This window comes from Streptomyces sp. NPDC020807 (genome assembly GCF_040641575.1).
In the GTDB taxonomy this organism is placed as follows: Bacteria; Actinomycetota; Actinomycetes; order Streptomycetales; family Streptomycetaceae; genus Streptomyces.
In genome coordinates this window covers 1-26,088 of sequence record NZ_JBFADU010000031.1, presented here as the reverse complement: position 1 = coordinate 26,088, position 26,088 = coordinate 1, and the positions used below count along the sequence as shown (strand labels likewise).

Genomic DNA, 26,088 nt, shown 5'->3' with positions numbered 1-26,088 from the left:
CCGTCTGTGTCTCGACTGTGTACGGGGTCATCGTCGCAGATCCGACGAACCGAAAGGCGGTGTCCTTTCGCGAAGTTAGTCGTCGGATTGTGGGGGCTGACCTGGATGGACTGTCTTCCGCGAGACGGTGTCGGTCTCCGCGGGGGTGTGCCAGGCGGGTCAGGACTGCCATGTCGGAGCGTAGCGCTGAGGGCAGCGCAAGCGGACGTAGTGGCGGAGCAGTGAGTAGGACACGGAGACATCGTGGTCGTCCATGAGGTTCAGCCAGATCTGTTTCGGTCCGAGGCCCTGATCCAGCATGGCCTGGATGGGCTCCATGAGGTCGCTGTCGAGGTGCGAATGGCTCCGCTCGACTCCTCGGGGAGGCGGCTGCATCGTGTCCAGGGCGAGGCGGACTAGACGTCGAGGTACTTGGTGTCGCAGGGCCAGGTCCTGAATTGTGCGGCCTCTCCGGGCGTCGATGTAGATGAGCAGGGGGAGATGGGGCTGGTCGGGGAACAGCTCTGTTCGAGGAGTGCGCGGGTTGGGTTTCATGCGGCCGCGCGGGGAGCTGGCGTCAGCGAGCGCCCGGTCGAGAGACTCCTCGGAGCGGCCGGAGACCGCAGCCAGGCGGTCCAGCTGGGGTTTGCCGAACCAGAAGGGCGGTCCGTTGAGGAAGCAGTGGAGGTAGCTCCGCTTGAGATGGTTCGTGTGAGCGAGGCGGCGGATGTAGGAGTCGGTGATCTCGCCAGCACAGGGCCGTAGTTGGACGGGCAGCGGAGCCAGCGGGCGAGGTAGCTCCGGCAGCGGGAGGGTCACGTCAGCGGCCCTTCTTCGTGGCTTCCGCGGCGTGGTCCAGGGGGATTGCGTCGAGACCTGCCTTCGTCACGCGTTCTGTGCCGCTGAGAATTGCGTCGATCGCGGCGCCGCGGATTGCGTGGGAGAGCGCGCCTATCATGCCGTCGGCCCGCTTGTGCAGGTAGCGGTCCAACTTGATCAGACTGCCCGGCGGGTGATCGTGCAGGAGCAGGGTCTCCTCCATCGTTGCGACCAGTCCCTTCCACTCGTCGCCGTAGGGGAACGGGCGGGTGGGGACGAGGGTGAAGCGGCCTGCGATCTGGGCGCCCCGTGTGCCGGCAAGGAGCTCGCTGGTGTCGAGGTTGATGCCTGCGTAGACGAACGTCGCGGGGATGCGCTCTGAGAAGTACTTCAAGGTGTCGGAGACCTCGGCCCCGGCCCGTGTTACCTGCGAGACGTTATGGATTTCGTCGACGATGACCAGGCCGGTGCGGGTGTCTGTGCAGACGCCGACCACCGCTTCGATGATGTCGGTCATGTTCGATCTGGCCCGAACCGGCAAACCCAGGAAGCGAGCGAACTCGGCAGCGACCATCCGGGCGGACGCTGCGGGCGGGACGGTGATGTAGAGCACCGGGATGCGGTCGGTGACGTTCGGGTGACGGGCCCGGTCGAGCAGTTCGTGGGCCAGCCCGAGCTGGGTGATCGCGCTGGTCTTGCCCGTTCCGGGCAGCCCGGAGACCATCAGGCCGCGGCGAGCGCTGATCGCGTGTCGGTTGAGCAGGACCAGCCGCCGGCCGCAGACCACCGTCTTCTCGACGAACGAGGTGGCGACTACCAGCATCCGTGCGTGGTGGTCGAGCCGGTCATCGTCATAGAGCGTCCGCTCGGTCGAAGACAGCTTGGCCAGCTCGGCGGGAGCCAGCAGGACCGGAGGTCTGGGTGGGCCTGCGGCGAACCTCCGCCATCCGTCCAGGGTGGTCAACTGCCGGTTGGTCTCGGCGTCGGCTTCCTGAAGCGTGGAGTGCCGGGTTTCCGGTTCGGAGATGGTCAAGGACGCCTCCAGGGGTTCGAGAGCGGGTCGAACAGACCCAGTGGGATGACTTCGGCCAGCTCGGTGTCTGCCTGGTCTTCCTGAACGGCTCCCTCCGACGGCGGATCGGGGGCCGGCCGGTTAGGGGCGGTGGCCCGGGTCCGTGCGGCGACGCGCCGGGACCGTTTAGCTGCAGGCCCCTTCTCTGGTGCGGGACCGTCGTGGGCCCGCCGCAGTAGCGCGGCAGCAGCGTCCGCGATCTGTTCCTCGGTGCCGCCGGGGACCTGCTCGCAGGCGTGGTCCCAGGCCAGTTCCCCGAACGGGACACCGACGCGGCGCAGGTGCTTCCAGAAGACGGTGATCCACCGGTCGCGTCGGCGGTCGCGCACCCAGATGCGGGAGATGTCGTAGGGGTCGTGGTGGATCTCCCACAAGCCCTTCTTCTCCATCACCCCGGAGTGTTGGCGGCGCAAGGGGCCCAGTTCGCCGTCGTCGTAGGTGCGGTGCTTGATCCGGATGCCGTAGCTGTTGATCGCCTGCCAGCGTTCGGGCAGCAACTCGACGTAGTCCTCGCCGTTCAGTGGAACCGGGACATAACCGCAGGACTGAAGCAGCATCGCGTACTTCTCGTTCGGGGAGAACGCCCGCCTGGGCGCCTGCGGATCACGCAGCCCGTCATGCGGCCTGGTCTGCCAGATGGCGATGACCCACTCGTCGAGCAGGTTCTGAAGTTCGGGGAGAGTCCAGAGCGGCCCGTCCTCCAGCTTCCGGCCGCGGCGGTCCGTGGTCGAGCCGGTGTAGCCCGCGACGAACTGGGCGAACAGCGTGGCCACCGAGCCCAGAGTCTTCTCGATCGTGCCTTTGTCGGTCGGCGTCGCCTTGTGGGCCGGTTGCAGGTTGATGCCCAGGTAGCGACAGGAGGCCCGGAAGTTCCGGGAGACGAACACCTTGCCGTGGTCGCAGACGATCGTCTCCGGCACGATCACCGGCCGTGCCGCCGCGTGCCCCAGGCGCTCGTCCAAGGTCAGCAGCCGCCGATGCGGCAGCACCGAACGGGACATGCGTAGGGCCTCTGACCAGCCTGGCCGCATCGCTTCCGGGGTGACACTCCGGGCCAACAGTGCGGAAGCGTCCGCGGCCTTGGTAGTCGGCCGCAGCACTGCAGCCGTGATTGACCTCGTTGCGATGTCGACCATCGCCGTCAGCTCGACCTTCTCCGCAATCCCGTCGTCCAGACGCACCAGCACATCCAGCGGGGTCGAGTCGATCTGCATCAGCTCGCCCGGCGCACTGGCCGGAAGTTCCCCGAACGGGCCGGGCGGCCGTGCCTTGACCGACCGGCGTGTACTCGCCGATCCCGTCGCGTGAGTGCCGGTCGCCAGCTTGCTGTAGAGCCGATAGAGAGTGGCCCGCGAGGGAACCCCGACCCCGGCGGCATCCTCGCTGCCGGTCAGGATCTCCTTGACCCGCCAGACGATGAATCCGATCGTCTTCGACGAGTCCTCGGCCGTCTCGTCGATTGCCTGCCGCATCGCTTCCACCACCGCCGCATCGACCTTCCCGAAGGCCGGCATCTGCTTGGCCGACCGGCCGTCGGCCAGGCCGACCAACCCGTCACGCTGGTAGCGCTGGCGCCGCTGCTTGATGCCGCTGGCCGTCACCTTCTGCCCGGCCGCCGTCAACTCGGCCGCCTTGGCCCGCTCGCGCTCAGCCAAGGAATGCAGCCTCGGGTCGAACTCCGGCCGAGACGCTGCCTCATCGGAGGCTCCCGGCGGCAGCCCGTGCAGCACCTCCAGGATGTGCCCCTCCCACCAAAGTGCCTGTTCAGCCGCTGTCTCAGTGAACTCCGCGATCCGCGCGGTGGGCGGGACCCTCCGCCCCCACTCGTTCAATGGGCGCCCCTTCCGATTAGGCCCACCACCGTGCGAGGGCCCAGCAACTGGACCGACAGGTTCTCGGCGACCAGTTCCTGGCGCCAGAGCAGATGGAATAGCGCGGGCAGCGTCGCGAGCCGGTCACCCGCCGCGTCTGCCCCAGGCAGCAGCGGCCCCGGCGTCGCGAAGACCTCCCGCAGGCGGTCCGCAGCCGTGCGGTGCAGGCACCGCGGGTGCCGGTAGCGCGACAGCCACCGGACATTCGCCAGCAACACCGCCTTCGGTGCCCCGACCCGCCTGAATCCCCAGCCCACCTGGGTGCAGGCCGCCCGTGTCGCCTCGAACGCCTCCACGTCCTTCGGTTCGATCCGCTCGTCCGCACGGACATCGATCACCACCGCCGAGCCGTCCACGCGGCGTACGAAGTAGTCCGGAGCGTGCCGACGCTCCCGTAGCTCGTCGTGCCAGTGCAGCCAGAAGGGCTGCGAGGCGATCCCCGTCACCTTCGAGTCGAAGTCCATGAGCAGAAGCCGGTCCCGTTCCAGCCAGGACTCGAAGCCGACATGCTGCCTGGTCGTCGCCGCCCAGTACCAGCCCGCGAAGTGACGCTCACCACGCGACCACCGAAACGGCCGCACCGGCCCTACATCCTCGAAACGGGCCGTCGCACAGTCCAGCAGCGGACGTCGTTGTCGCTCGCCTACCGCGTCTACGTATGACAGCTCGACGTACAGACCTGCAAGATCCACCCCAGCCGGTACGACCACCCAGAACCTCCAGTGCGATTGCCCGCACGACTAGGTTCACTGAGACGGAAGGCCGAACGACTGGGTTCGGTGAGTAAACGCCTCGATTGGATGAGAGCGGTCACCGGCATGGCCGGGCATGACCGAGCGGCGGCCATGCACTAGAGTTATCTCGACATCGAGATAACTGCTTACGGCGCACCGTGGCCGCCACCGGGTGAGGGTTACCTAACTTAGCCTTACCTTAGCGGATCCGCGCGAGGTCGTGGCGGCAGCATGACGGTAGTACGCGCACATTGATGAAGGAGACTGTCGTGTCGGCGAACAGCTTCGACGCCCGCAGCACGCTGCGCGTGGGCGACGAGTCGTACGAGATCTTCAAGCTGGACAAGGTCGAGGGCTCCGCGCGCCTCCCTTACAGCCTGAAGGTGCTCCTGGAGAACCTGCTCCGCACCGAGGACGGCGCGAACATCACCGCCGACCACATCCGGGCGCTCGGGAACTGGGACTCCCAGGCCCAGCCGAGCCAGGAGATCCAGTTCACGCCGGCGCGCGTGATCATGCAGGACTTCACCGGTGTGCCCTGCGTCGTCGACCTCGCCACCATGCGTGAGGCCGTCGCCGCGCTCGGCGGCGACCCGGCGAAGATCAACCCGCTCTCCCCGGCCGAGATGGTCATCGACCACTCCGTCATCGCCGACAAGTTCGGTACGAAGGACGCCTTCGCCGAGAACGTCGAGCTCGAGTACGGCCGCAACAAGGAGCGCTACCAGTTCCTGCGCTGGGGCCAGACCGCGTTCGACGACTTCAAGGTCGTCCCCCCGGGCACCGGCATCGTCCACCAGGTGAACATCGAGCACCTGGCCCGTACGGTCATGGTCCGCAACGGCCAGGCGTACCCCGACACCCTCGTCGGCACCGACTCCCACACCACCATGGTCAACGGCCTCGGTGTGCTCGGCTGGGGCGTCGGCGGCATCGAGGCCGAGGCCGCGATGCTCGGCCAGCCGGTCTCCATGCTCATCCCGCGCGTCGTCGGCTTCAAGCTGACCGGCGAGCTCCCGGCCGGCACCACCGCCACCGACCTCGTCCTCACGATCACCGAGATGCTGCGCAAGCACGGCGTCGTCGGCAAGTTCGTCGAGTTCTACGGTGAGGGCGTCGCCGCCACCTCCCTCGCGAACCGCGCCACCATCGGCAACATGTCGCCGGAGTTCGGCTCCACCGCCGCGGTCTTCCCGATCGACGGCGAGACCCTGAACTACCTCAAGCTCACCGGCCGCTCCGAGCAGCAGGTCGCGCTCGTCGAGGCGTACGCCAAGGAGCAGGGCCTCTGGCTCGACCCGGCCGCCGAGCCCGACTTCTCCGAGAAGCTCGAGCTCGACCTCTCCACGGTCGTCCCGTCCATCGCCGGCCCGAAGCGCCCGCAGGACCGCATCATCCTCGCGAACGCTGCCGCGCAGTTCGCCCAGGACGTGCGCAACTACGTCGCCACCGCCGACGAGGCCGGCGAGGAGTCCTTCCCGGCCTCCGACGCCCCGGCCGTCTCCAACGGCGTCCCGTCGAACCCCGTCGAGGTCACCGCCCCCGACGGCACGACGTACACGATCGACCACGGCGCCGTCACCGTCGCCGCGATCACCTCCTGCACCAACACGTCGAACCCGTACGTGATGGTCGCCGCCGCGCTCGTCGCGAAGAAGGCCGTCGAGAAGGGCCTGACCCGCAAGCCGTGGGTCAAGACCACCCTCGCCCCGGGCTCGAAGGTCGTCACCGACTACTTCGACAAGGCGGGCCTGACCCCGTACCTCGACAAGGTCGGCTTCAACCTCGTCGGCTACGGCTGCACCACCTGCATCGGCAACTCCGGCCCGCTGCCGGAGGAGGTCTCCAAGGCCGTCAACGAGCACGACCTCGCCGTGACCTCGGTGCTCTCGGGCAACCGCAACTTCGAGGGTCGCATCAACCCCGACGTCAAGATGAACTACCTGGCCTCCCCGCCGCTGGTCGTCGCGTACGCCATCGCGGGCTCCATGAAGGTGGACATCACCAAGGACGCGCTCGGCGTCGACCAGGACGGCAAGCCGGTCTTCCTCGCCGACATCTGGCCCTCCGAGGCCGAGGTCAACGACGTCGTCGCGAACGCGATCGGCGAGGACATGTTCTCGAAGTCGTACGAGGACGTCTTCGCGGGCGACGCCCAGTGGCAGGCCCTGTCGATCCCGACCGGCTCCACCTTCGAGTGGGACGCCGAGTCCACCTACGTGCGGAAGCCCCCGTACTTCGAGGGCATGACGATGGAGACCACCCCGGTCACCGACATCGTCGGCGCCCGCGTCCTGGCCAAGCTGGGCGACTCGGTCACCACCGACCACATCTCCCCGGCCGGCGCCATCAAGGCCGACACCCCGGCCGGCAAGTACCTCACCGAGCACGGTGTGGAGCGTCGTGACTTCAACTCCTACGGCTCGCGCCGTGGCAACCACGAGGTCATGATCCGCGGCACGTTCGCCAACATCCGCCTGCGCAACCAGATCGCGCCGGGCACCGAGGGCGGCTTCACCCGCGACTTCACCCAGGCCGACGCGCCGGTGTCGTTCATCTACGACGCCTCGCAGAACTACCAGGCCGCCGGCGTCCCGCTGGTCATCCTGGGCGGCAAGGAGTACGGCTCCGGTTCGTCCCGCGACTGGGCCGCCAAGGGCACCGCGCTCCTCGGCGTCAAGGCCGTCATCACCGAGTCGTACGAGCGCATCCACCGCTCGAACCTCATCGGCATGGGCGTCCTCCCGCTCCAGTTCCCGGCCGGCCAGTCGGCCGACTCGCTCGGTCTGACCGGCGAGGAGACGTTCTCGATCGAGGGCGTCACCGAGCTGAACAACGGCACCACGCCGTCGACGGTCAAGGTCACCACCGACACCGGTGTCGAGTTCGACGCGGTCGTCCGCATCGACACCCCCGGTGAGGCGGACTACTACCGCAACGGCGGCATCATGCAGTACGTGCTCCGCAACCTGATCCGCGGCTAAGCACCACGGCTGGTACGACAAGGGCCCCGCTCCTCGGAAGAGGAGCGGGGCCCTTGCGTTACCCAGTGATCGTTACCCGGAAGCCGATCAGAACATCTCGCGGAAGCTGTTCCAGCCGCTGGTGCCGATCTTCTTGCGGGCGCCGTACGGGCTCGTCGTGTTGACGCCCTTGCCCGGGTACAGCCACAGGCCGCCGTCGCGGTCGCGGGCGACGAGGTCCGCCTTGCCGTCGAAGTTCAGGTCGCCGGGGGAGACGAGGAGGTTGAACCAGTTCCAGCCGGTGCCGATGCGGACGCGTCCCGTGAAGGGCGTCGCGTGGCTGCCGGTGCCCTTGTAGAGCCACAGGTAGCCGTTGCGGTCCTTGGCGACGACGTCGGCCCTGCCGTCGCCGGTGATGTCGCCCTTGCCGGCGATCTGGGTGTACTGGTTCCACCCGCCGCCGACGCGCTTGCGGCCGGTCAGCGAGCCGTTGCCGTAGGCCAGGTAGTGCCACAGCACGCCGTCGGCGTCGCGGGCGAGGATGTCGTCGGCGATGCCGCCGCCGGTGTTGCCGGCGGAGAGGACCTCGTTGTAGATGCCCCAGCCGCTGCCGATGTAGCGGGGGTTGCCGCCCCACGGCGTGTAGTTCAGGTTGCCGCCCTTGACGGTGTACATACCGTTGGCGAAGCCGCTGCCGTCCAGGTCGGCCTGCGAGAAGTGCTTGTGCTGGGTCCAGTTCGTGCCGCAGCTCTCGGCCAGGCGCTGGATGCCGCCGCCGCCGACCGGCTCGTAGCACCAGATGGTGCCCGCGCTGTTGACGCCCTGCAGGAAGTTCACCTGAGCCGCGGCGGTCGCGTCGGCCGCGAACGCGTTCGCGCCGGAGGCGGGCTGCTCGACGGCGGCGCGGGCGGAGACGGCGGGCTTGGGCGCGTCGGCGGCGGTGGCCGCCGTCGTCGTCCCGACGAGGGCCGCGGTTATCGCCGCGACCGTCAGGCGGGACAGAACGCTCGTACGGTTCAGGCGAGAAGACTTCGCCACGTAGTACTCCAAATGCTGAGGGATTCAGGCAGGTTCGCCGCGCCCGGCCCTGCGGAGGGGGGCGTCGGCGACGGGTCCATCCTCCCGGATCCCCCTTACGGAATTCCTACATGACGGGGTGTCTGTGACACAACTGTTTCGGTAGCGGACGTATGTCCGCTTTTATCCCGGGGAGTGACCTCCAGTACGTCTGTCCCTGATGCCCTGTCAAGGGTGTTGCGGAGTCGACTATTGGACGAAACGCCGCAGATTCGACGTGCTTAACCCTGAGGTCTCAACTCGGGAAAGATGGCTGTCGAAAGTCGCATTCGATCTTGCTCCGGCGACGGGAAGTGGACTATACCTGTCGGCGTCCAGCCAGTCGGAGCGCTCATCTCGAATGCTTCGGCGACGGCCCGACGCGTGCACGACCCGGCTGCAATTGACCGCGGTGGCGGGGCCCTTCGCCTGTGGCGAGACGAGTTACGGGCGACCGGTACACCGCCTGAGTCCTGAATGAAGGCGAGGACTTGAGCATGGGATCCACCTCCGCACACAACGGTGAGGGCCTCGGCCGTCGCGATCTGATCAAGCGTTCCGCCGCTCTCGGTCTGATCTCCGTACCGACCATGGGCTTCCTCTCCGCCTGCGCGAGCAGTGACGGCGGCGGCAACGGAAAGGTCGAGAAGGGCACGAAGTCCGAAAAGAACCCCCTTGGGGTGAACGAGTCGGCCGAGCTCGACTTCGTCCTCTTCGACGGCGGATTCGGACAGCAGTACGCCAAGGACGCCATCAAGATCTACGAGGGCAATTACCCCAAGGCGAAGGTCAAGTTCACCCCCACCCAGAAGATCACCACCACGCTCCAGCCGCGCTTCAACGGCGGCACCCCGCCGGACCTCATCGACAACTCCGGCGCCGAGCAGATGGACATGGGCGTCCTCGTCGGCCAGAAGCAGCTCGCCGACCTGACCCCGCTGCTCGACGCGCCGTCCGTCGACGACCCGAGCAAGAAGGTCCGCGACACCCTGCGCCCCGGCATCATCGAGATGGGCCAGTTCGACGGCGAGCAGTGCTGGATCCTCAACTACGCCTACACGGTCTACGGCGTCTGGTACTCGCAGAAGCTCCTCGACTCGCTCGACGCGAAGTACCCCGAGACCTGGGACGAGATGATCGCGCTCTGCGCGAAGGCCAAGAAGAAGAACATCGCGCCCTGGACGTACGCGGGCAAGCACCCGTACTACGTCCCCTTCTCGCTCTACCCGATGATCGCCAAGGTCGGTGGCCGCGAGGTCCTGGACGCCATCGACAACCTGGAGCCGAAGGCCTGGGAGCACCCCGCGGTCAAGGCCTGCTTCGAGGCCTACTACGAGCTCGTGAAGAAGGGCTACATCCTCAACGGCACGCCCGGTCTCGACCACATCCAGTCGCAGACCGCCTGGACCGAGGGCAAGGCGCTCTTCATCCCCAACGGCTCCTGGGTCGAGAACGAGGCCGCCAAGACCATGCCGGCCGACTTCGCCCTCGCGGTGTCCGGCCCGACCGGTCTGGACTCCTCCGACAAGATGCCCTTCGGCACCATCTGGGCCGCCGGTGGAGAGCCCTTCATCGTCCCGGCCAAGGCGAAGAACCCCGAGGGCGGCATGGAGCAGCTGCGCATCATGCTCAGCGAGGCCTCCTCCAAGAACTTCACCTCGTCCGTGAAGTCCCTGACCGCGCTCAACGGCGGCACCGACGGCATCGAGCTCTCCCCGGGCCTCAAGTCGGGCGTCGCCGCCCTGGAGAAGGCCGGGCAGAACGTCGTCAACCCGCGCCTCCAGGACTGGTACGTCGCCCTGCAGAAGGAGAAGATCGGCGTCGCCGGCCTCGGCGAGATGATGGCCGGCCGCGCGACCCCGGCCGAGACGATCAAGAAGATCCAGAAGTTCGCCGACGAGGCGGCCAAGGACTCGAGCATCAAGCACTACAAGCACTGAGGTACTGCCGGGGCCCCTTCCCGCCGACCGGGAGCGGGCCCCGGCCCCTTGGCGCGCAGCACCGGCGGCGCGCCCGGCGCGGGACAGATCCGCGGGACAGATCGGGGTCGGTAGGAATGCAACACGGCAAGTACCGTTTCATCGTGGGGTTCCTGGCGACCCCCCTCGCGCTCTACGCGCTGTTCGTCATCTGGCCGTTCGTCCAGTCCATCTACTACTCGCTCACGGACTGGACCGGACTGAGCCCTGAATTCGGGTTCGTCGGGCTCGACAACTACGGCAGACTCCTCGACGACGAGATCTTCTGGAAATCACTCCAGCACAGCCTGACCTTCGCGATCGTGCTGCCGCTGGTGACGGTCGGAATAGCGCTGTTCTTCGCGTTCATGCTGAATGTCGGTGGTCGGCGGCGCAGAGGCGCGGCCATCGCGGGCGTGCGCGGATCGTCGTTTTACAAGATCGTCTATTTCTTCCCGCAGGTGCTGTCGATCGCGATCGTCGCGCTCCTCTTCCAGTTCGCGTACAACCCGAACAGCGGAGCCATCAATTCCGTACTGAAGGGCGTCGGTCTCGGCAGCATTCAGCCGGACTGGCTCGGTGATCCGGATCTCGCCCTCATCTGCGTGATGGTGGTCCTCGTCTGGTCCACGGTCGGATTCTTCGTCGTCCTGTTCTCGGCCGGCATGGCGTCCATTCCGCGGGACTTCTACGAGGCGGCGCTCCTCGACGGCGCCAGCCGGTTCACCACCTTCTTCAAGATCACGCTGCCGCTGCTCTGGGACACCGTGCAGTCCGGCTGGATCTACATGGGCATCCTCGCGCTCGGCGCGGAGTCCTTCGCCGTGGTCCAGATCATGACCATCGGCCCCAGCGGCGGCGGGCCCGACTACTCCACCATCGTGCTGCCGCTGTACGTGTACCAGAAGGCGTTCCGGGACGGTCAGGCCGCCTACGCAACGACCATCGGCGTCGCGCTCCTCCTCGTCACGCTGGCCTTCGCGGCCGTCGTCATGAAGCTGGGCCGGCGCGAGCGGCTGGAGTTCTGATGAAGACGACCGACACTGCCCCCACCGGCGTCGAGACCCCCGGCTCCCCGGGCGGCTCCGGCCTCACCCTCGTCAAGCAGGCCCCGACCGAGCGGCGCAGGACGGCCAAGGCCGAGGGCGCGGCCCTCAACGTCTTCTCGCACGGCGTCCTGATCGTCTGGGCGATCATGGTCATCATGCCGCTGCTCTGGGCGGTCATGACCTCCTTCAAGACCGACCGGGCGATCTTCACCTCGCCGTGGTCGCTGCCGGACGGGCTGCACTTCGAGAACTGGTCGCGCGCCTGGACCGAGGCGCACATGAGCGACTACTTCCTGAACACGGTCGTGGTGGTCGGCGGCTCGCTCATCGGGACCCTGCTGTTCGGCTCGATGGCGGCGTACGTGCTCGCCCGCTTCGACTTCCCCGGGAACCGCTTCCTCTACTTCCTCTTCATCGGAGGGATGAGCTTCCCGATCATCCTGGCGCTCGTGCCGCTCTTCTACGTCATGCAGAACATGGCCCTGCTCAACACCCAGCACGGCCTGATCCTGGTCTACATCGCGTACTCGCTGCCGTTCACCGTCTTCTTCCTCACGGCCTTCTTCCGCACCCTGCCCACCTCGGTGGCGGAGGCGGCCTTCGTGGACGGCGCCTCGCACACCCGGACGTTCTTCCAGGTCATGCTGCCGATGGCGAAGCCGGGCCTGATCAGCGTCGGCATCTTCAACTTCCTCGGCCAGTGGAACCAGTACCTGCTGCCGACCGTGCTCAACACGGAGCCGGAGCAGAAGGTGCTCTCGCAGGGACTCGTGCAGCTGGCCGTCAGCCAGGGATACAAGGGCGACTGGTCGGGGCTCTTCGCCGGTCTGGTGATGGCGATGCTCCCGGTCCTCGCCGCGTACATCATCTTCCAGCGTCAGGTGGTGGCCGGCCTCACCGCCGGAGCCGTCAAGTAACCCCGTCCCCGCGTTTCCCGAAGGGCCCCGGCGCACCGCGCGCCGGGGCCCTTCGGGCTGTGAGCGGACTGTGTGACACTCGCCCGTCGAGCTCGCGAGGTCTTGACGGGGGGTTAACCGAAAGCGTCCCCTTAGAGTTCACATGTTGGAGAAAACGGTGGGAGTGAGTGGGTCGATGGAGACTCCGGGGTCGCAGACCTCTCTGCACAGGGCCAATCTCGAACGGGTCGTCCGCGCGGTGCGGATGGCCGGATCGCTGACCCAGGCGGAGATCGCGCGTGCGACGGGTCTGTCCGCCGCGACGGTCTCCAACATCGTTCGGGAGCTGAAGGACGGCGGCACCGTCGAGGTCACCCCGACCTCCGCGGGCGGTCGCCGGGCCCGCAGCGTCTCGCTCTCCGGAGACGCCGGGGTCGTGATCGGCGTCGACTTCGGCCACACCCACCTGCGGGTCGCGGTCGGCAACCTGGCCCACCAGGTCCTCGCCGAGGAGGCCGAGCCGCTCGACGTGGATGCCTCCGCCGCCGAGGGCTTCGGACGGGCGGAACAGCTGGTCACACGGCTGATCGAGGCCACGGGGATCGGCCGCGACAAGGTGATCGGCGTCGGTCTCGGCGTCCCGGGGCCCATCGACGTCTCCTCGGGGAAGCTCGGCTCGACCTCCATCCTGCCGGGGTGGAGCGGCATCAACCCGGCCGAGGAGCTCGCCGGCCGGCTCGGCGTCCCCGTGCACGTCGACAACGACGCCAACCTGGGTGCGCTGGGCGAGCTGGTCTGGGGCAGCGGCCGGGGCGTCAAGGACCTCGCGTACATCAAGGTGGCCAGCGGCGTCGGCGCCGGTCTGGTCATCGACGGCCGGGTCTACCGGGGGCCGGGGGGCACGGCGGGCGAGATCGGGCACATCACCCTGGACGAGTCGGGGCCCGTCTGCCGCTGCGGGAACCGGGGCTGCCTGGAGACCTTCACGGCCGCGCGGTACGTGCTGCCGCTCCTCCAGCCCAGTCACGGACCGGATCTGACGATGGAACGGGTCGTGCAGCTGGCCAGGGGCGGGGACCCCGGCTGCCGCCGGGTCATCGCCGACGTCGGGCGGCACATCGGCAGCGGCATCGCCAACCTCTGCAACCTCCTCAACCCCAGCCGTGTGGTGCTCGGCGGCGACCTCGCCGAGGCGGGCGAGCTGGTGCTCGCCCCGATCCGGGACTCCGTGTCGCGGTACGCGATTCCCAGCGCGGCCCGCCAGCTCTCGCTGGTCCAGGGGGCGCTCGGCCAGCGGGCCGAGGTGCTCGGGGCGTTGGCCCTGGTGCTCAACGAGATGGGTGATTCAACCCTTTTGCAGGGCTCTGCGAGCGTGCCTCCGGCCGCCGTTCCGGCCTCGACGCTTGCCTTCACTTAGAGAACGCAGAACGTCGTTGCCATCTCGTTAATAATTTACTTCTTGACGACAGCGTTGCGGCCGAGTTGACTCAAGCCACCTCGGCCGCACCGTCGCGGCCTCGTCAGGGAGGCAACCCCACATGAACGCAGTGACGCGTCGTGCCGTCATAGCCACGGCCGCGGTCTCGATGGCCCTTTCCCTCGCCGCCTGCGGCCAGGCCGGTGGCGACGACAGCGCCGACAAGGGCAGCTCCACGAAGATCGGTCTGCTCCTGCCGGAGAACAAGACCTCGCGCTACGAGGCCCTGGACAAGCCTCAGTTCGAGAAGGCCGTCCAGTCCGCCTGCGGCGACTGCGAGGTCGTGTACAACAACGCGGTCTCCGACGTCGTCAAGCAGAAGCAGCAGTTCGACCAGCTCATCGCCGACGGCGTCAAGGTCATCGCCCTCGACCCGGTGGACGCCGAGAAGGCCGCCGGCTGGGTCAAGGACGCCAAGGCCAAGGGCGTCAAGGTCGTCGCGTACGACCGCGCCGTCGCCGGTGCCGACGCCTACGTCAGCCACGACAACAACAAGGTCGGCGAGCTCCAGGGCCAGGCCCTCCTCGCGGCCCTCGGCCCGAAGGCCGCCACCGCCAACGTCGTGATGATCAACGGCGACGAGAAGGACCCGAACGCCGCGCTCTTCAAGAAGGGCGCCCACAGCGCCCTCGACGGCAAGGTCGGCAAGATCGCCTTCGAGGCCTCCGGCGAGTGGGACCCGAAGGTCGCCGGCGAGAAGATGTCCGCCGCGATCTCCTCGGTCGGCAAGGACAAGATCAACGCCGTCTACTCCGCCAACGACGGCATGGCCGGCGGCATCATCACCTCCCTGGAGAACGCCGGCGTCAAGAACGTCCCGGTCGGCGGCCAGGACGCGGAGGCCGCGGGCATCCAGCGCATCATCGCGGGCTCGCAGACCTTCACCATCTACAAGTCCCCGCTCCAGCTCGCCCCCGAGGCCGCGAAGTTCTCGGTCAACCTGCTCAAGGGCAAGGAGCTCGGCGCCCAGGGCGCGACCGACGGCGTGCCGTCGACGCTCTTCGCGCCGGTCGTGGTCGACAAGACCAACATCCAGTCCACCGTGGTCAAGGACGGCATCTACCGCGCGTCCGAGATCTGCGCCGCCGACCTCGCCGCCAAGTGCACCGAGCTGGGCATCAAGTAACACCCCAGGCAACACCCCCTCGCCGGTGCCCACAGGCACCGCACCCCCGGTGACGGACCCCGCGCCCGCCCCTCGTACAAGAGGTGAAGACCCCGCGCGAGGCTGACCGTCCCCACCCGCGCCGTCCGGCTCCCGGCCGACCCAACCCCGCTGTCGGGCCGGGAGCCGGACGTGCAAGCCCCCCAGAGACTTTCGGCTCCGCCCCGCGCGGCGGCGCCGTGCCCGCCGCCCCGTCGGCGGCGAAGGAGTTGGTTCACGTGTCCCAGACGCCCGTGCTGGCGTTGCGCGGGATCTTCAAGCGGTTCGGAGCGGTTCAGGTCCTCTCCGGTGTCGATCTCGAAGTCCACGCAGGAGAGGTCGTCGCGCTCGTCGGCGACAACGGAGCGGGCAAGTCGACGCTCGTCAAGACGATCGCCGGCGTGCACCCCATCGACGAGGGCGCCATCGAGTGGGAGGGCGAGCGGGTCGAGATCAACCGCCCGCACGACTCCCAGAACCTGGGCGTCGCGACCGTCTACCAGGACCTCGCGCTCTGCGACAACCTCGACGTGGTCGCCAACCTGTTCCTCGGCCGCGAGATCAAGAAGGGCGGCGTCCTCGACGAGGTCGCCATGGAGAAGCGGGCCAAGGACCTCCTCTCCACCCTCTCCATCCGCATCCCCAGCGTCCGCATCCCCGTCGCCGCCCTCTCCGGCGGCCAGCGGCAGGTCGTCGCCATCGCGCGCGCCCTCGTCGGCAACCCCAAGATCGTGATCCTGGACGAGCCGACCGCCGCCCTCGGCGTGGAGCAGACCGCGCAGGTCCTCGACCTCGTCGAGCGCCTCCGCGAGCAGGGCCTCGGCGTCATCCTCATCAGCCACAACATGGCCGACGTGAAGGCCGTCGCCGACACCGTCGCCGTGCTGCGCCTCGGCCGGAACAACGGCACGTTCCCGGTGGCCACCACCACCCACGAAGAGATCATCGCCGCGATCACCGGCGCCACGGACAACGCGGTGACCCGCCGCCAGGCCCGCAACGCGGAGGCAGCCCAGTGAGCACCACGCCCCGTACCTCCGAGGACACCGTGCCCGAGCCCCGGACGAGCGTGGAGGCCGGCGCCGCCGCGATCCCCGCCGTCGACCCCCGCCTCCTCGTCCGCCAGCAGGGCGTGAAGGGCTACGTCGACGAGTTCGCGCGCAAGATCCGCTCCGGTGACATCGGCTCCCTGCCCGTCGTGATCGGCCTGCTCGTCATCGGCGTCGTCTTCCAGGCGCTGACCGGCAACTTCATCACCTCGTACAACCTCGACCAGATCACGCTGTACGCGGTCGGCCCCGGCATCATGGCCGTCGGCATCGTCTTCGTGCTGCTGCTCGGCGAGATCGACCTCGCCGTCGGCTCCGTCGCCGGCCTCGCGGGCGCGGTCTGGGGCGTTCTCGGCACCGACATGCCGGACGGTCTCGCGATCCTCCTCGGCATCCTCTCCGGCACCCTGATCGGCGCGTTCCACGGCCTGGTCTTCGCCAAGATCGGCGTCCCCGCCTTCGTCGTCACCCTCGCCGGCTTCCTCGGCTGGGCCGGTCTGCAGACCTGGGTGATGGGCGAGCGGTCCACCATCCCCACCCCGATCGGCAGCTTCGTCGGCGACCTCACGAAGTACTACTTCTCCGACGTCGCCGCCGCCTACGGCCTCGCGGTCGCCGTCATCGCCGCGTTCTACCTCGCCCAGCTGCGCGACTCCCGCCGCCGCAAGGCCGCCGAGCTCCCGCACCGCCCCCAGAGCGAGATCCTGCTCCGCACCGGCGTCCTCGCCGTCCTGGTCCTCGTCGCCGCCTACGGCTTCAACCAGGAGCAGGGCCTCCCGCTCTCGCTCGTCATCTTCCTGGGCATCCTGCTCGTCACCGACTTCGTCCTGCGCCGCACCACGTACGGCCGCCAGGTCTTCGCGGTCGGCGGCGGCATCGAGGCCGCCCGGCGCGCCGGCATCAACGTCTCCTGGATCCGGATCTCGGTCTTCATGATCTCCGGCACCATGGGCGCCGTCGGCGGCCTCTTCCTCGCCTCCGCGACCGGCGGCGCCGACCGCTCCCTCGGCGGCGGCAACCAGCTGATGATGTGCATCGCGGCCGCGGTCATCGGCGGTACGTCCCTGTTCGGCGGCCGCGGCAAGGTCTGGTCGGCGCTCCTCGGCATCCTGGTGATCCAGTCGATCGTCCAGGGCCTCAACCAGATGAACCTGTCGTCGAACGCGATCCAGTACATGATCACCGGTGCGGTCCTGCTGATCGCCGTGATCATCGACTCGGTCTCGCGCCGCACGCAGAAGTCGGCGGGACGCGCCTAGGCGGGACACGCCCAGGCGCCACGCGCCCTGGACGCGTAAGAACCGTCACACCGCCCGGCCCGGGGAAACCCGGGCCGGGCTCTCGCGCGTCAAGTGACAGAGGGACCGTACAGATCAGCGGGCTGTAGGCCATGCGGGTGATGCCTCACCCCCTGACCGGATGCCCACGATCCAAGACGGAACATTAGACTCGACAAATCGGCAAGCTCGACCAGCTCAAACGCAAGGAGGAACGGGTGGCTCTGCTGACCCGTATCAGGGGACCGCGAGATCTGGACCGGCTCTCCCCGGAGCAGCTGGACCAGCTGGCCGACGAGATCAGGTCGTTCCTCGTGGACGCCGTCTCGAAGACCGGCGGACACCTCGGCCCCAACCTCGGCGTGGTCGAGCTGACCATCGCCCTGCACCGCGTGTTCGACTCCCCGAAGGACAAGGTCCTCTGGGACACCGGCCACCAGAGCTACGTCCACAAGCTGCTCACGGGCCGCCAGGACTTCTCGAAGCTCAAGATGAAGGGCGGCCTCTCCGGCTACCCCTCGCAGGCCGAGTCCGAGCACGACGTCATCGAGAACTCGCACGCCTCCACGGTCCTCGGCTGGGCCGACGGCCTGGCCAAGGCCAACGAGGTCCTCAGGAAGGACGACCACGTCGTCGCCGTCATCGGCGACGGGGCCCTCACGGGCGGCATGGCCTGGGAGGCGCTGAACAACATCGCCGCCGCCAAGGACCGCCCGCTCGTCATCGTCGTCAACGACAACGAGCGCTCCTACGCGCCCACCATCGGCGGCCTCGCCAACCACCTGGCCACCCTGCGCACCACCGACGGCTACGAGCGCTTCCTCGCCCGCGGCAAGGACATCCTGGAGCGCACCCCCGTCGTCGGGAAGCCGCTGTACGAGACCCTGCACGGCGCCAAGAAGGGCCTGAAGGACTTCATCGCCCCCCAGGGCATGTTCGAGGACCTCGGCCTCAAGTACGTCGGCCCCATCGACGGCCACGACATCGAGGCCCTGGAGTCCGCGCTGACCCGCGCCAAGCGCTTCGGCGGCCCGGTCATCGTGCACTGCCTCACCGAGAAGGGCCGCGGCTACCAGCCCGCCCTCCAGGACGAGGCAGACCGCTTCCACGCCGTCGGCAAGATCCACCCGGACACCGGCCTGCCCATCGCCTCCTCCGGCGCCGACTGGACCGGCGTCTTCGCCGACGAGATGGTCGCGCTCGGCAAGGAGCGCGAGGACATCGTCGCCATCACGGCGGCCATGCTCCAGCCCGTCGGCCTCGACAAGTTCGCCAAGGCCTTCCCCGAGCGGGTCTACGACGTCGGCATCGCCGAGCAGCACGCCGCCGTCTCCGCCGCCGGTCTCGCGACCGGAGGCCTCCACCCGGTCTTCGCGGTCTACGCGACCTTCCTCAACCGCGCCTTCGACCAGGTCCTGATGGACGTGGCGCTGCACAAGTGCGGCGTCACCTTCGTCCTGGACCGGGCCGGTGTCACCGGCACCGACGGCGCCTCCCACAACGGCATGTGGGACATGTCGATCCTCCAGGTCGTCCCCGGCCTGCGGCTCGCCGCGCCGCGCGACGCCGACCAGGTCCGCGCCCAGCTGCGCGAGGCCGTCGAGGTCACCGACGCCCCGACCGTGGTCCGCTTCTCCAAGGGCGCCGTCGGGCCCGCCGTACCGGCCCTGCGCCGCGTCGGCGGCATGGACGTGCTCCGCGAGCCCGGCACGGACCGGCCGGACGTCCTCCTGGTCTCCGTGGGCGCGCTCGCGCCCATGTGCCTGGAGATCGCCGACCTGCTCGACAAGCAGGGCATCTCCACGACCGTCGTCGACCCCCGCTGGGTCAAGCCGGTCGACGAGGCGCTCGCCCCGCTCGCCGAGCAGCACCGGGTCGTCGTCACCGTCGAGGACAACAGCCGCGTCGGCGGTGTCGGCTCGGCCGTCTCGCAGGCCCTGCGCGACGCCGGCGTCGACGTACCGCTGCGTGACTTCGGCATCCCGCCGCGCTTCCTCGACCACGCCTCGCGCGCCGAGGTCATGGCGGAGATCGGACTGACCGCGCCGGACATCGCGCGCCAGGTCACCGGCCTGGTCTCGCGTCTCGACGGCCTCCCCCAAGCTCTCGGCTCCGCTCGAGCAGGGGGGACCCCCTCCGAGAGCACCCCGCAGGCCGTGGAACCCGCCCGCGACTGACCGAAAACCGTCACCCTGCGTCACATTGGGGCCGGTCGGCTCACTCTTCGGAGTGTCGATCGGCCCTTTCGCGTGCATTCTGGCTGTAGAGCGGGCAGCTCCTTGTCCAAGGAGGTACGACCGTGAGTACGGACCAGCAGTCACGCGACCGGGGGCCGCGAGCCAACTCCGGCATGTTCCGGACCAAGTCGGTCGAGCAGTCGATCCGCGACACCGAGGAACCCGAGCACGCGCTCCGGAAATCCCTGTCGGCCTGGGATCTGACCGTCTTCGGCGTCGGCGTGATCATCGGCACCGGCATCTTCGTCCTGACGGGCAAGGTCGCGAAGGAGAACGCGGGACCGGCCACGGCCCTCGCCTTCGTCGCCGCCGGCATCGTCTGCGCCCTCGCCGCCCTCTGCTACGCGGAGTTCGCCTCGACGGTCCCCGTGGCGGGATCGGCGTACACCTTCGCGTACGCCTCGATCGGCGAGCTGCCGGCCTGGATCATCGGCTGGGACCTCGTCCTGGAGTTCGCGCTCGGCACGGCGGTGGTCGCCGTCGGCTGGTCGGGGTACGTCCGCTCGCTGATGGACAACATCGGCTGGCACCTACCGGCCTCGCTCGAAGGCCCCGACATTCCGGGCGGCACCTTCGACATCCTGGCGTTCCTGCTGGTCCTCGTGCTGACCGTGGTCCTCGTCCTCGGCATGAAGCTCTCCGCCCGGATCACCGCCGTCGTCGTCGCGATCAAGGTCACCGTCGTCATGATCGTGATCGTCGCCGGTCTCTTCTTCATCGTCGGTGACAACTACAAGCCGTTCATCCCGCCGGCCGTCACCCCCGAGGGCGGCGGCTCCAACTGGGACTCCCCGCTCGTCCAGCTCCTCTTCGGTTACGAGCCCACCAACTTCGGCGTCATGGGCATCTTCACCGCCGCCTCCATCGTCTTCTTCGCCTTCATCGGCTTCGACGTGGTCGCCACCGCCGCCGAGGAGACCAAGCTGCCCCAGCGGGACATGCCCCGGGGCATCCTCGGCTCGCTCTTCATCTGCACCGTGCTGTACGTGGCGGTGGCCCTGGTCGTCACGGGCATGCAGCACTACACCGAGCTGTCCGTGAGCGCCCCGCTCGCCGACGCCTTCAAGGCGGCGGGCCATCCGTTCTACGCGGGCGTGATCAGCTTCGGCGCCGCCGTCGGCCTCACCACCGTCTGTCTGATCCTGCTCCTCGGCCAGACCCGCGTCTTCTTCGCGATGAGCCGCGACGGCCTGCTGCCCCGCTTCTTCTCCGTCACGCACCCCAGGTTCAAGACCCCCTACCGCCCGACGATCCTCCTGGGCGTGGTCATCGCCGTCGTCGCCGGCTTCACCAGCATCAACGAGCTCGCGACCCTGGTGAACATCGGCACGCTCTTCGCCTTCGTCGTCGTCGCCGTCGGCGTCATGGTCCTCCGCCGCACCCGCCCCGACCTCCCCCGCGCCTTCCGCACCCCCTGGGTGCCCGTCCTGCCGATCATCTCCATCGCAGCCTCGTTCTGGCTCATGCTCAACCTCCCGGGCGAGACCTGGTTCCGCTTCGCCGTGTGGATGGCCATCGGCATCGTCGTCTACCTGCTGTACGGGCGGAGCCACAGCAGACTCGGTCTCCAGCAGCGGGGCGAGGACGTTCGCTCCTAGGGCCTGATCCGCCGGACAGGTCCCAGGCGTTGTCCGGAGCCCCAGGTCGGGCGACTACAGTCGGGGCGTACCCGAACCTGCTCCCGACGACCGGAGTGCTGGACCCCTCCATGGCGAATCGATCCCTGGCCCCCACCGCCCTTCCCCCCGGCTCCTCCCCGACCCTCCTGGGCGGCTGGATCACCCGGGGGGAGGAGGGGCGCTTCAGCGTCTACCTGCCCCGGGACGGTGAGGTGGTGCGCTGGACCGAGACGGCCGGCGGCGACTGGACCGGCCCCGTCTCCCTCGGCGGGGGCGGCCTCGCGCCCTTCCTGGCGGTGGGCCAGGGAGCCGACCGCTACGTGCACCTGGTCGGCCTGCGCCCCACGAAGACCGGTGACGGACACGTCGAGCTCGTGCACTCCATCCAGTTCCAGACCGGCCGCCCGGCCGCCGCCTGGCGCCCCATCGGGCACTCCAACGGCAAGGCCGCCTGGACGGGCAACCCCGCCGTCGCCGTGGACGCCCAGGGCCGCGCCCACGTCTTCGTGCGCAACGGCGGCGGCGGCGTCAGCTGCCGCGCCCAGAAGGACGCGGGCGGCTGGCACCCCTGGTGGGACCTGCACGGCTGGGGCAGCGACCCGTCCCCGTCCGCCGCGACCAACGGCGAGGGCCTCGTCGAGCTCTACACCGCCACCGACAAGGGCCTCCTGCGGTACGTCCAGGAGGAGCCCGGCGCCCGCCCCGTCCGCCAGGACGTGCTGCCCGCCGACGTCACCTTCGACACGCTCGCGACCGTCACCGGCCCCTCCGGGCACGTGACGCTCTTCTACCGCGACAAGGCCGGCAAGCTGGTCGCCTGGTCCCCGGGCCGCGATCTGGAGCCCACCGCCTTCGCCGACGCGGTCGGCACCGGCCCGATCGCCGCGACCCGCTGCCTGATCGACGGCTACGACTGCACCGTCCTCGCCCAGCGCGCCGAGAGCGGCCGCCTCGCGCTCGCCGCCTACCCGAGCGAGCAGGAGGACGGCGGCGTCGAGTGGTCGGAGACGGGCGACCCGCACGACGGGATCGACACCGTCCTCACCCGGGACCTCGACGGCAAACTCGTCGCCGCCTCCCTCCTCGACGGCTCCCGGGTCCTCGTCACCCGCCAGAAGACCGGCGCGGAGGGCCTCCTGCTCGAAAGCTGGCGCTCCATAGGGTGACGTCCCCGCCCAGCGGAAACGGCCCCGGCACCTGGAGGAGGTGCCGGGGCCGTACGCGTACGCCCGGAGGGGTTACGCCGGGACGCTCGCCACGCCCTGCGCCAGGAAACGCTTGCCGTTGACGCGCTCGGAGACGCCCTCACGGTCCAGGTACGGCGTGATGCCGCCCAGGTGGAAGGGCCAGCCCGCGCCCGTGATCAGGCAGAGGTCGATGTCCTGCGCCTCGGCGACGACACCCTCCTCCAGCATCAGGCCGATCTCCTGCGCCACCGCGTCGAGGACGCGGTCGCGGACCTGCTCCTCGGTCAGGACGGAGTCGCCCTGGACGAGGAGCGCGGCGACCTCGGGGTCGAGCTCCGGCTTGAAGCCGTTCTCCGGCTTGTAGACGTAGAAGCCGCGCTTGCCGGCCTCGACGACCGCCTTCAGGTTGGGGGAGACCGTGAAGCGCTCCGGGAAGGCGCGGTTCAGGGTCTCGGAGACGTGCAGACCGATGGCCGGACCGACGAGCTCCAGGAGGACCAGCGGGGACATCGGCAGACCCAGCGGCTCGATGGCCTTCTCGGCCGTCTCGACCGAGGTGCCCTCGTCGATGACGTTCTGGATCTCGCCCATGAAGCGGGTCAGGATGCGGTTCACGACGAACGCCGGGGCGTCCTTGGTGAGGACCGCGGTCTTCTTCAGCTTCTTCGCCACGCCGAAGGCGGTGGCGAGCGAGGCGTCGTCCGTCTGCTCGCCGCGGACGATCTCCAGGAGCGGGAGGATCGCGACCGGGTTGAAGAAGTGGAAGCCGACCACGCGCTCCGGGTGCTGGAGCTTCGAGGCCATCTCGGAGACCGACAGCGAGGAGGTGTTGGTGGCGAGGATCGCGTGCGCCGGGGCGACCGCCTCGACCTCCGCGAACACCTTCTGCTTGACGGACATCTCCTCGAACACGGCCTCGATGATGAAGTCCGCGTCCGCGAAGCCCGCCGCCTTGTCCAGGACACCGGAGACCAGGCCCTTGAGACGGTTGGCCTTGTCCTGGTTGATCCGGCCCTTGCCGAGCAGCTTCTCGATCTCGGCGTGGACGTAGCCCACGCCCTTGTCGACGCGCTCCTGGTCGATGTCGGTCAGGACGACCGGCACCTCGAGGCGGCGCAGGAAGAGCAGGGCCAGCTGGGAGGCCATCAGACCGGCGCCGACGACACCGACCTTGGTGACCGGGCGGGCCAGCTGCTTGTCCGGGGCGCCGGCGGGGCGCTTGGCGCGCTTCTGCACCAGGTTGAAGGCGTAGATGCCGGAGCGGAGCTCGCCGCCCATGATCAGGTCTGCGAGGGCCTGGTCCTCGGCGTCGAAGCCCTTCTGGAGGTCCCCGTCCTTGGCGGCCTCGATGATCTCCAGGGCGCGGTAGGCGGCCGGGGCGGCGCCGTGCACCTTGGAGTCGGCGATGGCGCGGCCCTTGGCGACGGCCTGGTCCCAGGCCTCGCCGCGGTCGACCTCGGGGCGCTCGACGGCGACGGAGCCGTTGAGCACGCCGGCGGTCCAGATGAGGGACTGCTCCAGGAAGTCCGCGCCCTCGAAGATCGCGTCGGCGATGCCGAGCTCGAAGACCTGCTTGCCCTTGAGCTGGCGGTTCTGGTTCAGCGAGTTCTCGATGATGACCGAGACGGCCTTCTCGGCGCCGATCAGGTTCGGCAGGATCGCGCAGCCGCCCCAGCCGGGCACCAGGCCGAGGAAGACCTCGGGCAGCGAGAACGCCGGGAGCGCCTTCGAGACGGTGCGGTAGGTGCAGTGCAGACCGACCTCGACGCCGCCGCCCATGGCCGCGCCGTTGTAGTACGCGAAGGTCGGCACGGCGAGCGCGGAGAGGCGCTTGAAGACGTCGTGGCCGCCCTTGCCGATGGCGAGCGCCTCGTCGTGCTTCTTCAGCAGCTCGACGCCCTTGAGGTCGGCGCCGACGGCGAAGATGAACGGCTTGCCGGTCAGGCCGACGGCGACGATCTCACCGTTCGCGGCCTCCGCCTCGACCTGGTCGATCGCCGCGTTCAGGTTGGCGAGGGACTGCGGGCCGAAGGTGGTCGGCTTGGTGTGGTCGAAGCCGTTGTCCAGCGTGATCAGCGCGAAGCGGCCGGCCGCGGCGGGCAGCTCGAAGTGACGGACGTGGGCGCTGGTGACGACCTCGTCGGGGAAGAGCTCGGCGGCGCCCTTCAGAAGCTCGGCGGTGGTGCTCACTTGCCCTCCCAGTGGGGGTTCTCCCAGATGACCGTCGCGCCCATGCCGAAGCCGACGCACATGGTGTTGAGGCCGTAGCGGACCTGCGGGTTCTCCTCGAACTGGCGGGCCAGCTGCGTCATCAGGCGGACGCCGGAGGAGGCCAGTGGGTGGCCGTAGGCGATGGCGCCGCCGTACTGGTTGACGCGGGCGTCGTCGTCGGCGATGCCGTAGTGCTCCAGGAAGGCGAGGACCTGGACGGCGAAGGCCTCGTTGATCTCGAAGAGGCCGATGTCGTCGATCGAGAGACCGGCCTTGGCCAGGGCCTTCTCGGTCGCCGGGATCGGGCCGTAGCCCATGACCTCGGGCTCGACGCCGGCGAAGGCGTACGAGACGAGACGCATCTTGACGGGGAGGCCGTTCTCCCGCGCGAAGTCCTCGGAGGCGATGATCGAGGCGGTGGCGCCGTCGTTCAGGCCGGCCGCGTTGCCCGCGGTGACGTTGCCGTGGACGCGGAACGGCGTCTTCAGGTTCGCCAGCGACTCCAGGGTGGTGCCCGGGCGCATCGGCTCGTCGGCGGTGACCAGGCCCCAGCCGGTCTCGCCGCCGGCGGCGTCGGTACGGCGGACGGAGATCGGCACCAGGTCGGGCTGGATCTTGTTGTCCGCGTAGGCCTTGGCGGCCTTCTCCTGCGAGCGCACGGCGTACTCGTCGGCGCGCTGCTTGGTGATGCTCGGGTAGCGGTCGTGCAGGTTCTCGGCGGTCATGCCCATGAAGAGGGCGGACTCGTCGACCAGCTTCTCGCTGACGAAGCGCGGGTTCGGGTCGACGCCCTCGCCCATGGGGTGACGGCCCATGTGCTCGACACCGCCGGCGATGACGGCGTCGTACGCGCCGAAGGCGATGGAACCGGCGACGGACGTGACGGCGGTGAGGGCACCGGCGCACATGCGGTCGATGGAGTAGCCCGGGACGGACTGCGGCAGGCCGGCGAGGATGCCGGCGGTACGGCCGAGGGTCAGGCCCTGGTCGCCGATCTGGGTGGTCGCGGCGATGGCGACCTCGTCGATCTGGGCGGGGTCGAGGCCGGGGTTGCGGCGCAGCAGCTCCCGGATGGCCTTGACGACGAGGTCGTCGGCGCGGGTCTCGTGGTAGATGCCCTTCGGGCCCGCCTTGCCGAACGGGGTGCGGACGCCGTCGACGAAGACGACGTCCCTGACGGTACGAGGCACGATGGCTCTCCTCCAGGGTGCGGGATGGCACTGCTGCGTGCGGCGCATGCCTAAGCGTGCGCTTGCTTCCTCCATGCTACTTGCGGGTAACCGGGCTGCCCAGTCCCTGGGGCGGGAGCGGTGAAGGTCACACTCCTCCGGAACGCGAAAACCCCGGCGGGGGGCCGGGGTGGGGGTGGGGCCGGGGCGGGTGCGGCGGGAGGGCGGGGCGCCTGCGGCGGGCCTTCACCCCGCCCCGCCCCTTCCCGAAACCGGGGCTCCGCCCCGGACCCCGCCCCGCGAACGCCGGCCGGGCGGGAG

Annotated in this window: 18 protein-coding genes; 11 read left to right on the top strand and 7 right to left on the bottom strand. The window is 69.0% G+C overall.

Going from position 1 to position 26,088, the window contains the following annotated elements:
• Positions 1–159 precede the first annotated feature (159 nt).
• From AB0G79_RS29930 to AB0G79_RS29915, 4 genes are all read right to left on the bottom strand, one after another.
• Positions 160–798: a hypothetical protein gene (locus tag AB0G79_RS29930; protein WP_360811924.1), complete on the bottom strand. Its 639-nt coding sequence runs from the start codon at positions 796–798 to the stop codon at positions 160–162.
• A 1-nt stretch (position 799) separates the two neighbouring features.
• Positions 800–1,825 carry an ATP-binding protein gene (locus tag AB0G79_RS29925; protein ID WP_351809343.1) on the bottom strand — a complete coding sequence of 342 codons (1,026 nt, stop codon included), beginning with the start codon at positions 1,823–1,825 and terminating at the stop codon, positions 800–802.
• Between the two features lie 2 nt (positions 1,826–1,827).
• Positions 1,828–3,342, bottom strand: a complete 1,515-nt coding sequence (locus AB0G79_RS29920; RefSeq protein ID WP_351809346.1) for a Mu transposase C-terminal domain-containing protein — start codon at positions 3,340–3,342, stop codon at positions 1,828–1,830.
• A 356-nt stretch (positions 3,343–3,698) separates the two neighbouring features.
• Positions 3,699–4,451 carry a TnsA-like heteromeric transposase endonuclease subunit gene (locus AB0G79_RS29915; RefSeq protein WP_351809021.1) on the bottom strand — a complete coding sequence of 251 codons (753 nt, stop codon included), beginning with the start codon at positions 4,449–4,451 and terminating at the stop codon, positions 3,699–3,701.
• Positions 4,452–4,744: 293 nt separating this feature from the next.
• Here AB0G79_RS29915 and acnA point away from each other — a divergent pair, with 293 nt between their 5' ends.
• Positions 4,745–7,459: an aconitate hydratase AcnA gene (gene acnA / locus AB0G79_RS29910; RefSeq protein WP_360811922.1), complete on the top strand. Its 2,715-nt coding sequence runs from the start codon at positions 4,745–4,747 to the stop codon at positions 7,457–7,459.
• Positions 7,460–7,546: 87 nt separating this feature from the next.
• Here the strand turns inward: acnA and AB0G79_RS29905 are convergent, their stop codons facing one another.
• Positions 7,547–8,476 (bottom strand): VCBS repeat-containing protein, encoded by a 930-nt coding sequence (locus tag AB0G79_RS29905; RefSeq protein WP_360811920.1) that lies wholly within the window; start codon positions 8,474–8,476, stop codon positions 7,547–7,549.
• 515 nt (positions 8,477–8,991) lie between these two features.
• Here AB0G79_RS29905 and ngcE point away from each other — a divergent pair.
• The 10 genes from ngcE to AB0G79_RS29855 all read left to right on the top strand — a co-directional run bounded on the left by ngcE (position 8,992) and on the right by AB0G79_RS29855 (position 22,366).
• The gene (gene ngcE / locus AB0G79_RS29900) at positions 8,992–10,434 is read left to right on the top strand and encodes an N-acetylglucosamine/diacetylchitobiose ABC transporter substrate-binding protein (protein WP_360811918.1); all 1,443 of its coding nucleotides are present in this window, start codon (positions 8,992–8,994) and stop codon (positions 10,432–10,434) included.
• A gap of 116 nt (positions 10,435–10,550) precedes the next feature.
• Positions 10,551–11,480 carry a sugar ABC transporter permease gene (locus AB0G79_RS29895; RefSeq protein WP_360811916.1) on the top strand — a complete coding sequence of 310 codons (930 nt, stop codon included), beginning with the start codon at positions 10,551–10,553 and terminating at the stop codon, positions 11,478–11,480.
• A complete protein-coding gene (locus tag AB0G79_RS29890; RefSeq protein ID WP_360811915.1) occupies positions 11,480–12,418 on the top strand; it encodes a carbohydrate ABC transporter permease in 939 nt (312 codons plus the stop codon). The genes AB0G79_RS29895 and AB0G79_RS29890 overlap by 1 nt, the downstream gene beginning before the upstream one ends.
• Positions 12,419–12,593: 175 nt before the next feature.
• Positions 12,594–13,814: an ROK family transcriptional regulator gene (locus AB0G79_RS29885; RefSeq protein WP_360811913.1), complete on the top strand. Its 1,221-nt coding sequence runs from the start codon at positions 12,594–12,596 to the stop codon at positions 13,812–13,814.
• Between the two features lie 121 nt (positions 13,815–13,935).
• Positions 13,936–15,000, top strand: a complete 1,065-nt coding sequence (locus tag AB0G79_RS29880; protein ID WP_360811911.1) for a substrate-binding domain-containing protein — start codon at positions 13,936–13,938, stop codon at positions 14,998–15,000.
• 248 nt (positions 15,001–15,248) lie between these two features.
• Positions 15,249–16,037 carry an ATP-binding cassette domain-containing protein gene (locus AB0G79_RS29875; RefSeq protein WP_360811991.1) on the top strand — a complete coding sequence of 263 codons (789 nt, stop codon included), beginning with the start codon at positions 15,249–15,251 and terminating at the stop codon, positions 16,035–16,037.
• Positions 16,034–17,326 (top strand): sugar ABC transporter permease, encoded by a 1,293-nt coding sequence (locus AB0G79_RS29870; protein ID WP_360811909.1) that lies wholly within the window; start codon positions 16,034–16,036, stop codon positions 17,324–17,326. Before AB0G79_RS29875 ends, AB0G79_RS29870 begins: the two co-directional genes overlap by 4 nt.
• Positions 17,327–17,562: 236 nt before the next feature.
• On the top strand, positions 17,563–19,521 hold the full coding sequence (gene dxs / locus AB0G79_RS29865) for a 1-deoxy-D-xylulose-5-phosphate synthase (RefSeq protein ID WP_360811907.1): 1,959 nt from the start codon (positions 17,563–17,565) through the stop codon (positions 19,519–19,521).
• A 173-nt stretch (positions 19,522–19,694) separates the two neighbouring features.
• Positions 19,695–21,179 (top strand): amino acid permease, encoded by a 1,485-nt coding sequence (locus AB0G79_RS29860; RefSeq protein ID WP_360811989.1) that lies wholly within the window; start codon positions 19,695–19,697, stop codon positions 21,177–21,179.
• Positions 21,180–21,289: 110 nt separating this feature from the next.
• Positions 21,290–22,366 carry a hypothetical protein gene (locus tag AB0G79_RS29855; RefSeq protein WP_360811905.1) on the top strand — a complete coding sequence of 359 codons (1,077 nt, stop codon included), beginning with the start codon at positions 21,290–21,292 and terminating at the stop codon, positions 22,364–22,366.
• A 72-nt stretch (positions 22,367–22,438) separates the two neighbouring features.
• Here the strand turns inward: AB0G79_RS29855 and AB0G79_RS29850 are convergent, their stop codons facing one another.
• Together AB0G79_RS29850 and AB0G79_RS29845 are read right to left on the bottom strand one after the other, a co-directional pair.
• Positions 22,439–24,577 (bottom strand): 3-hydroxyacyl-CoA dehydrogenase NAD-binding domain-containing protein, encoded by a 2,139-nt coding sequence (locus tag AB0G79_RS29850; RefSeq protein ID WP_360811903.1) that lies wholly within the window; start codon positions 24,575–24,577, stop codon positions 22,439–22,441.
• Positions 24,574–25,788, bottom strand: coding sequence for an acetyl-CoA C-acyltransferase (locus AB0G79_RS29845; RefSeq protein ID WP_360811901.1), 1,215 nt, complete (start codon positions 25,786–25,788; stop codon positions 24,574–24,576). The genes AB0G79_RS29850 and AB0G79_RS29845 overlap by 4 nt, the downstream gene beginning before the upstream one ends.
• Between the last annotated feature and the right edge of the window lie 300 nt (positions 25,789–26,088).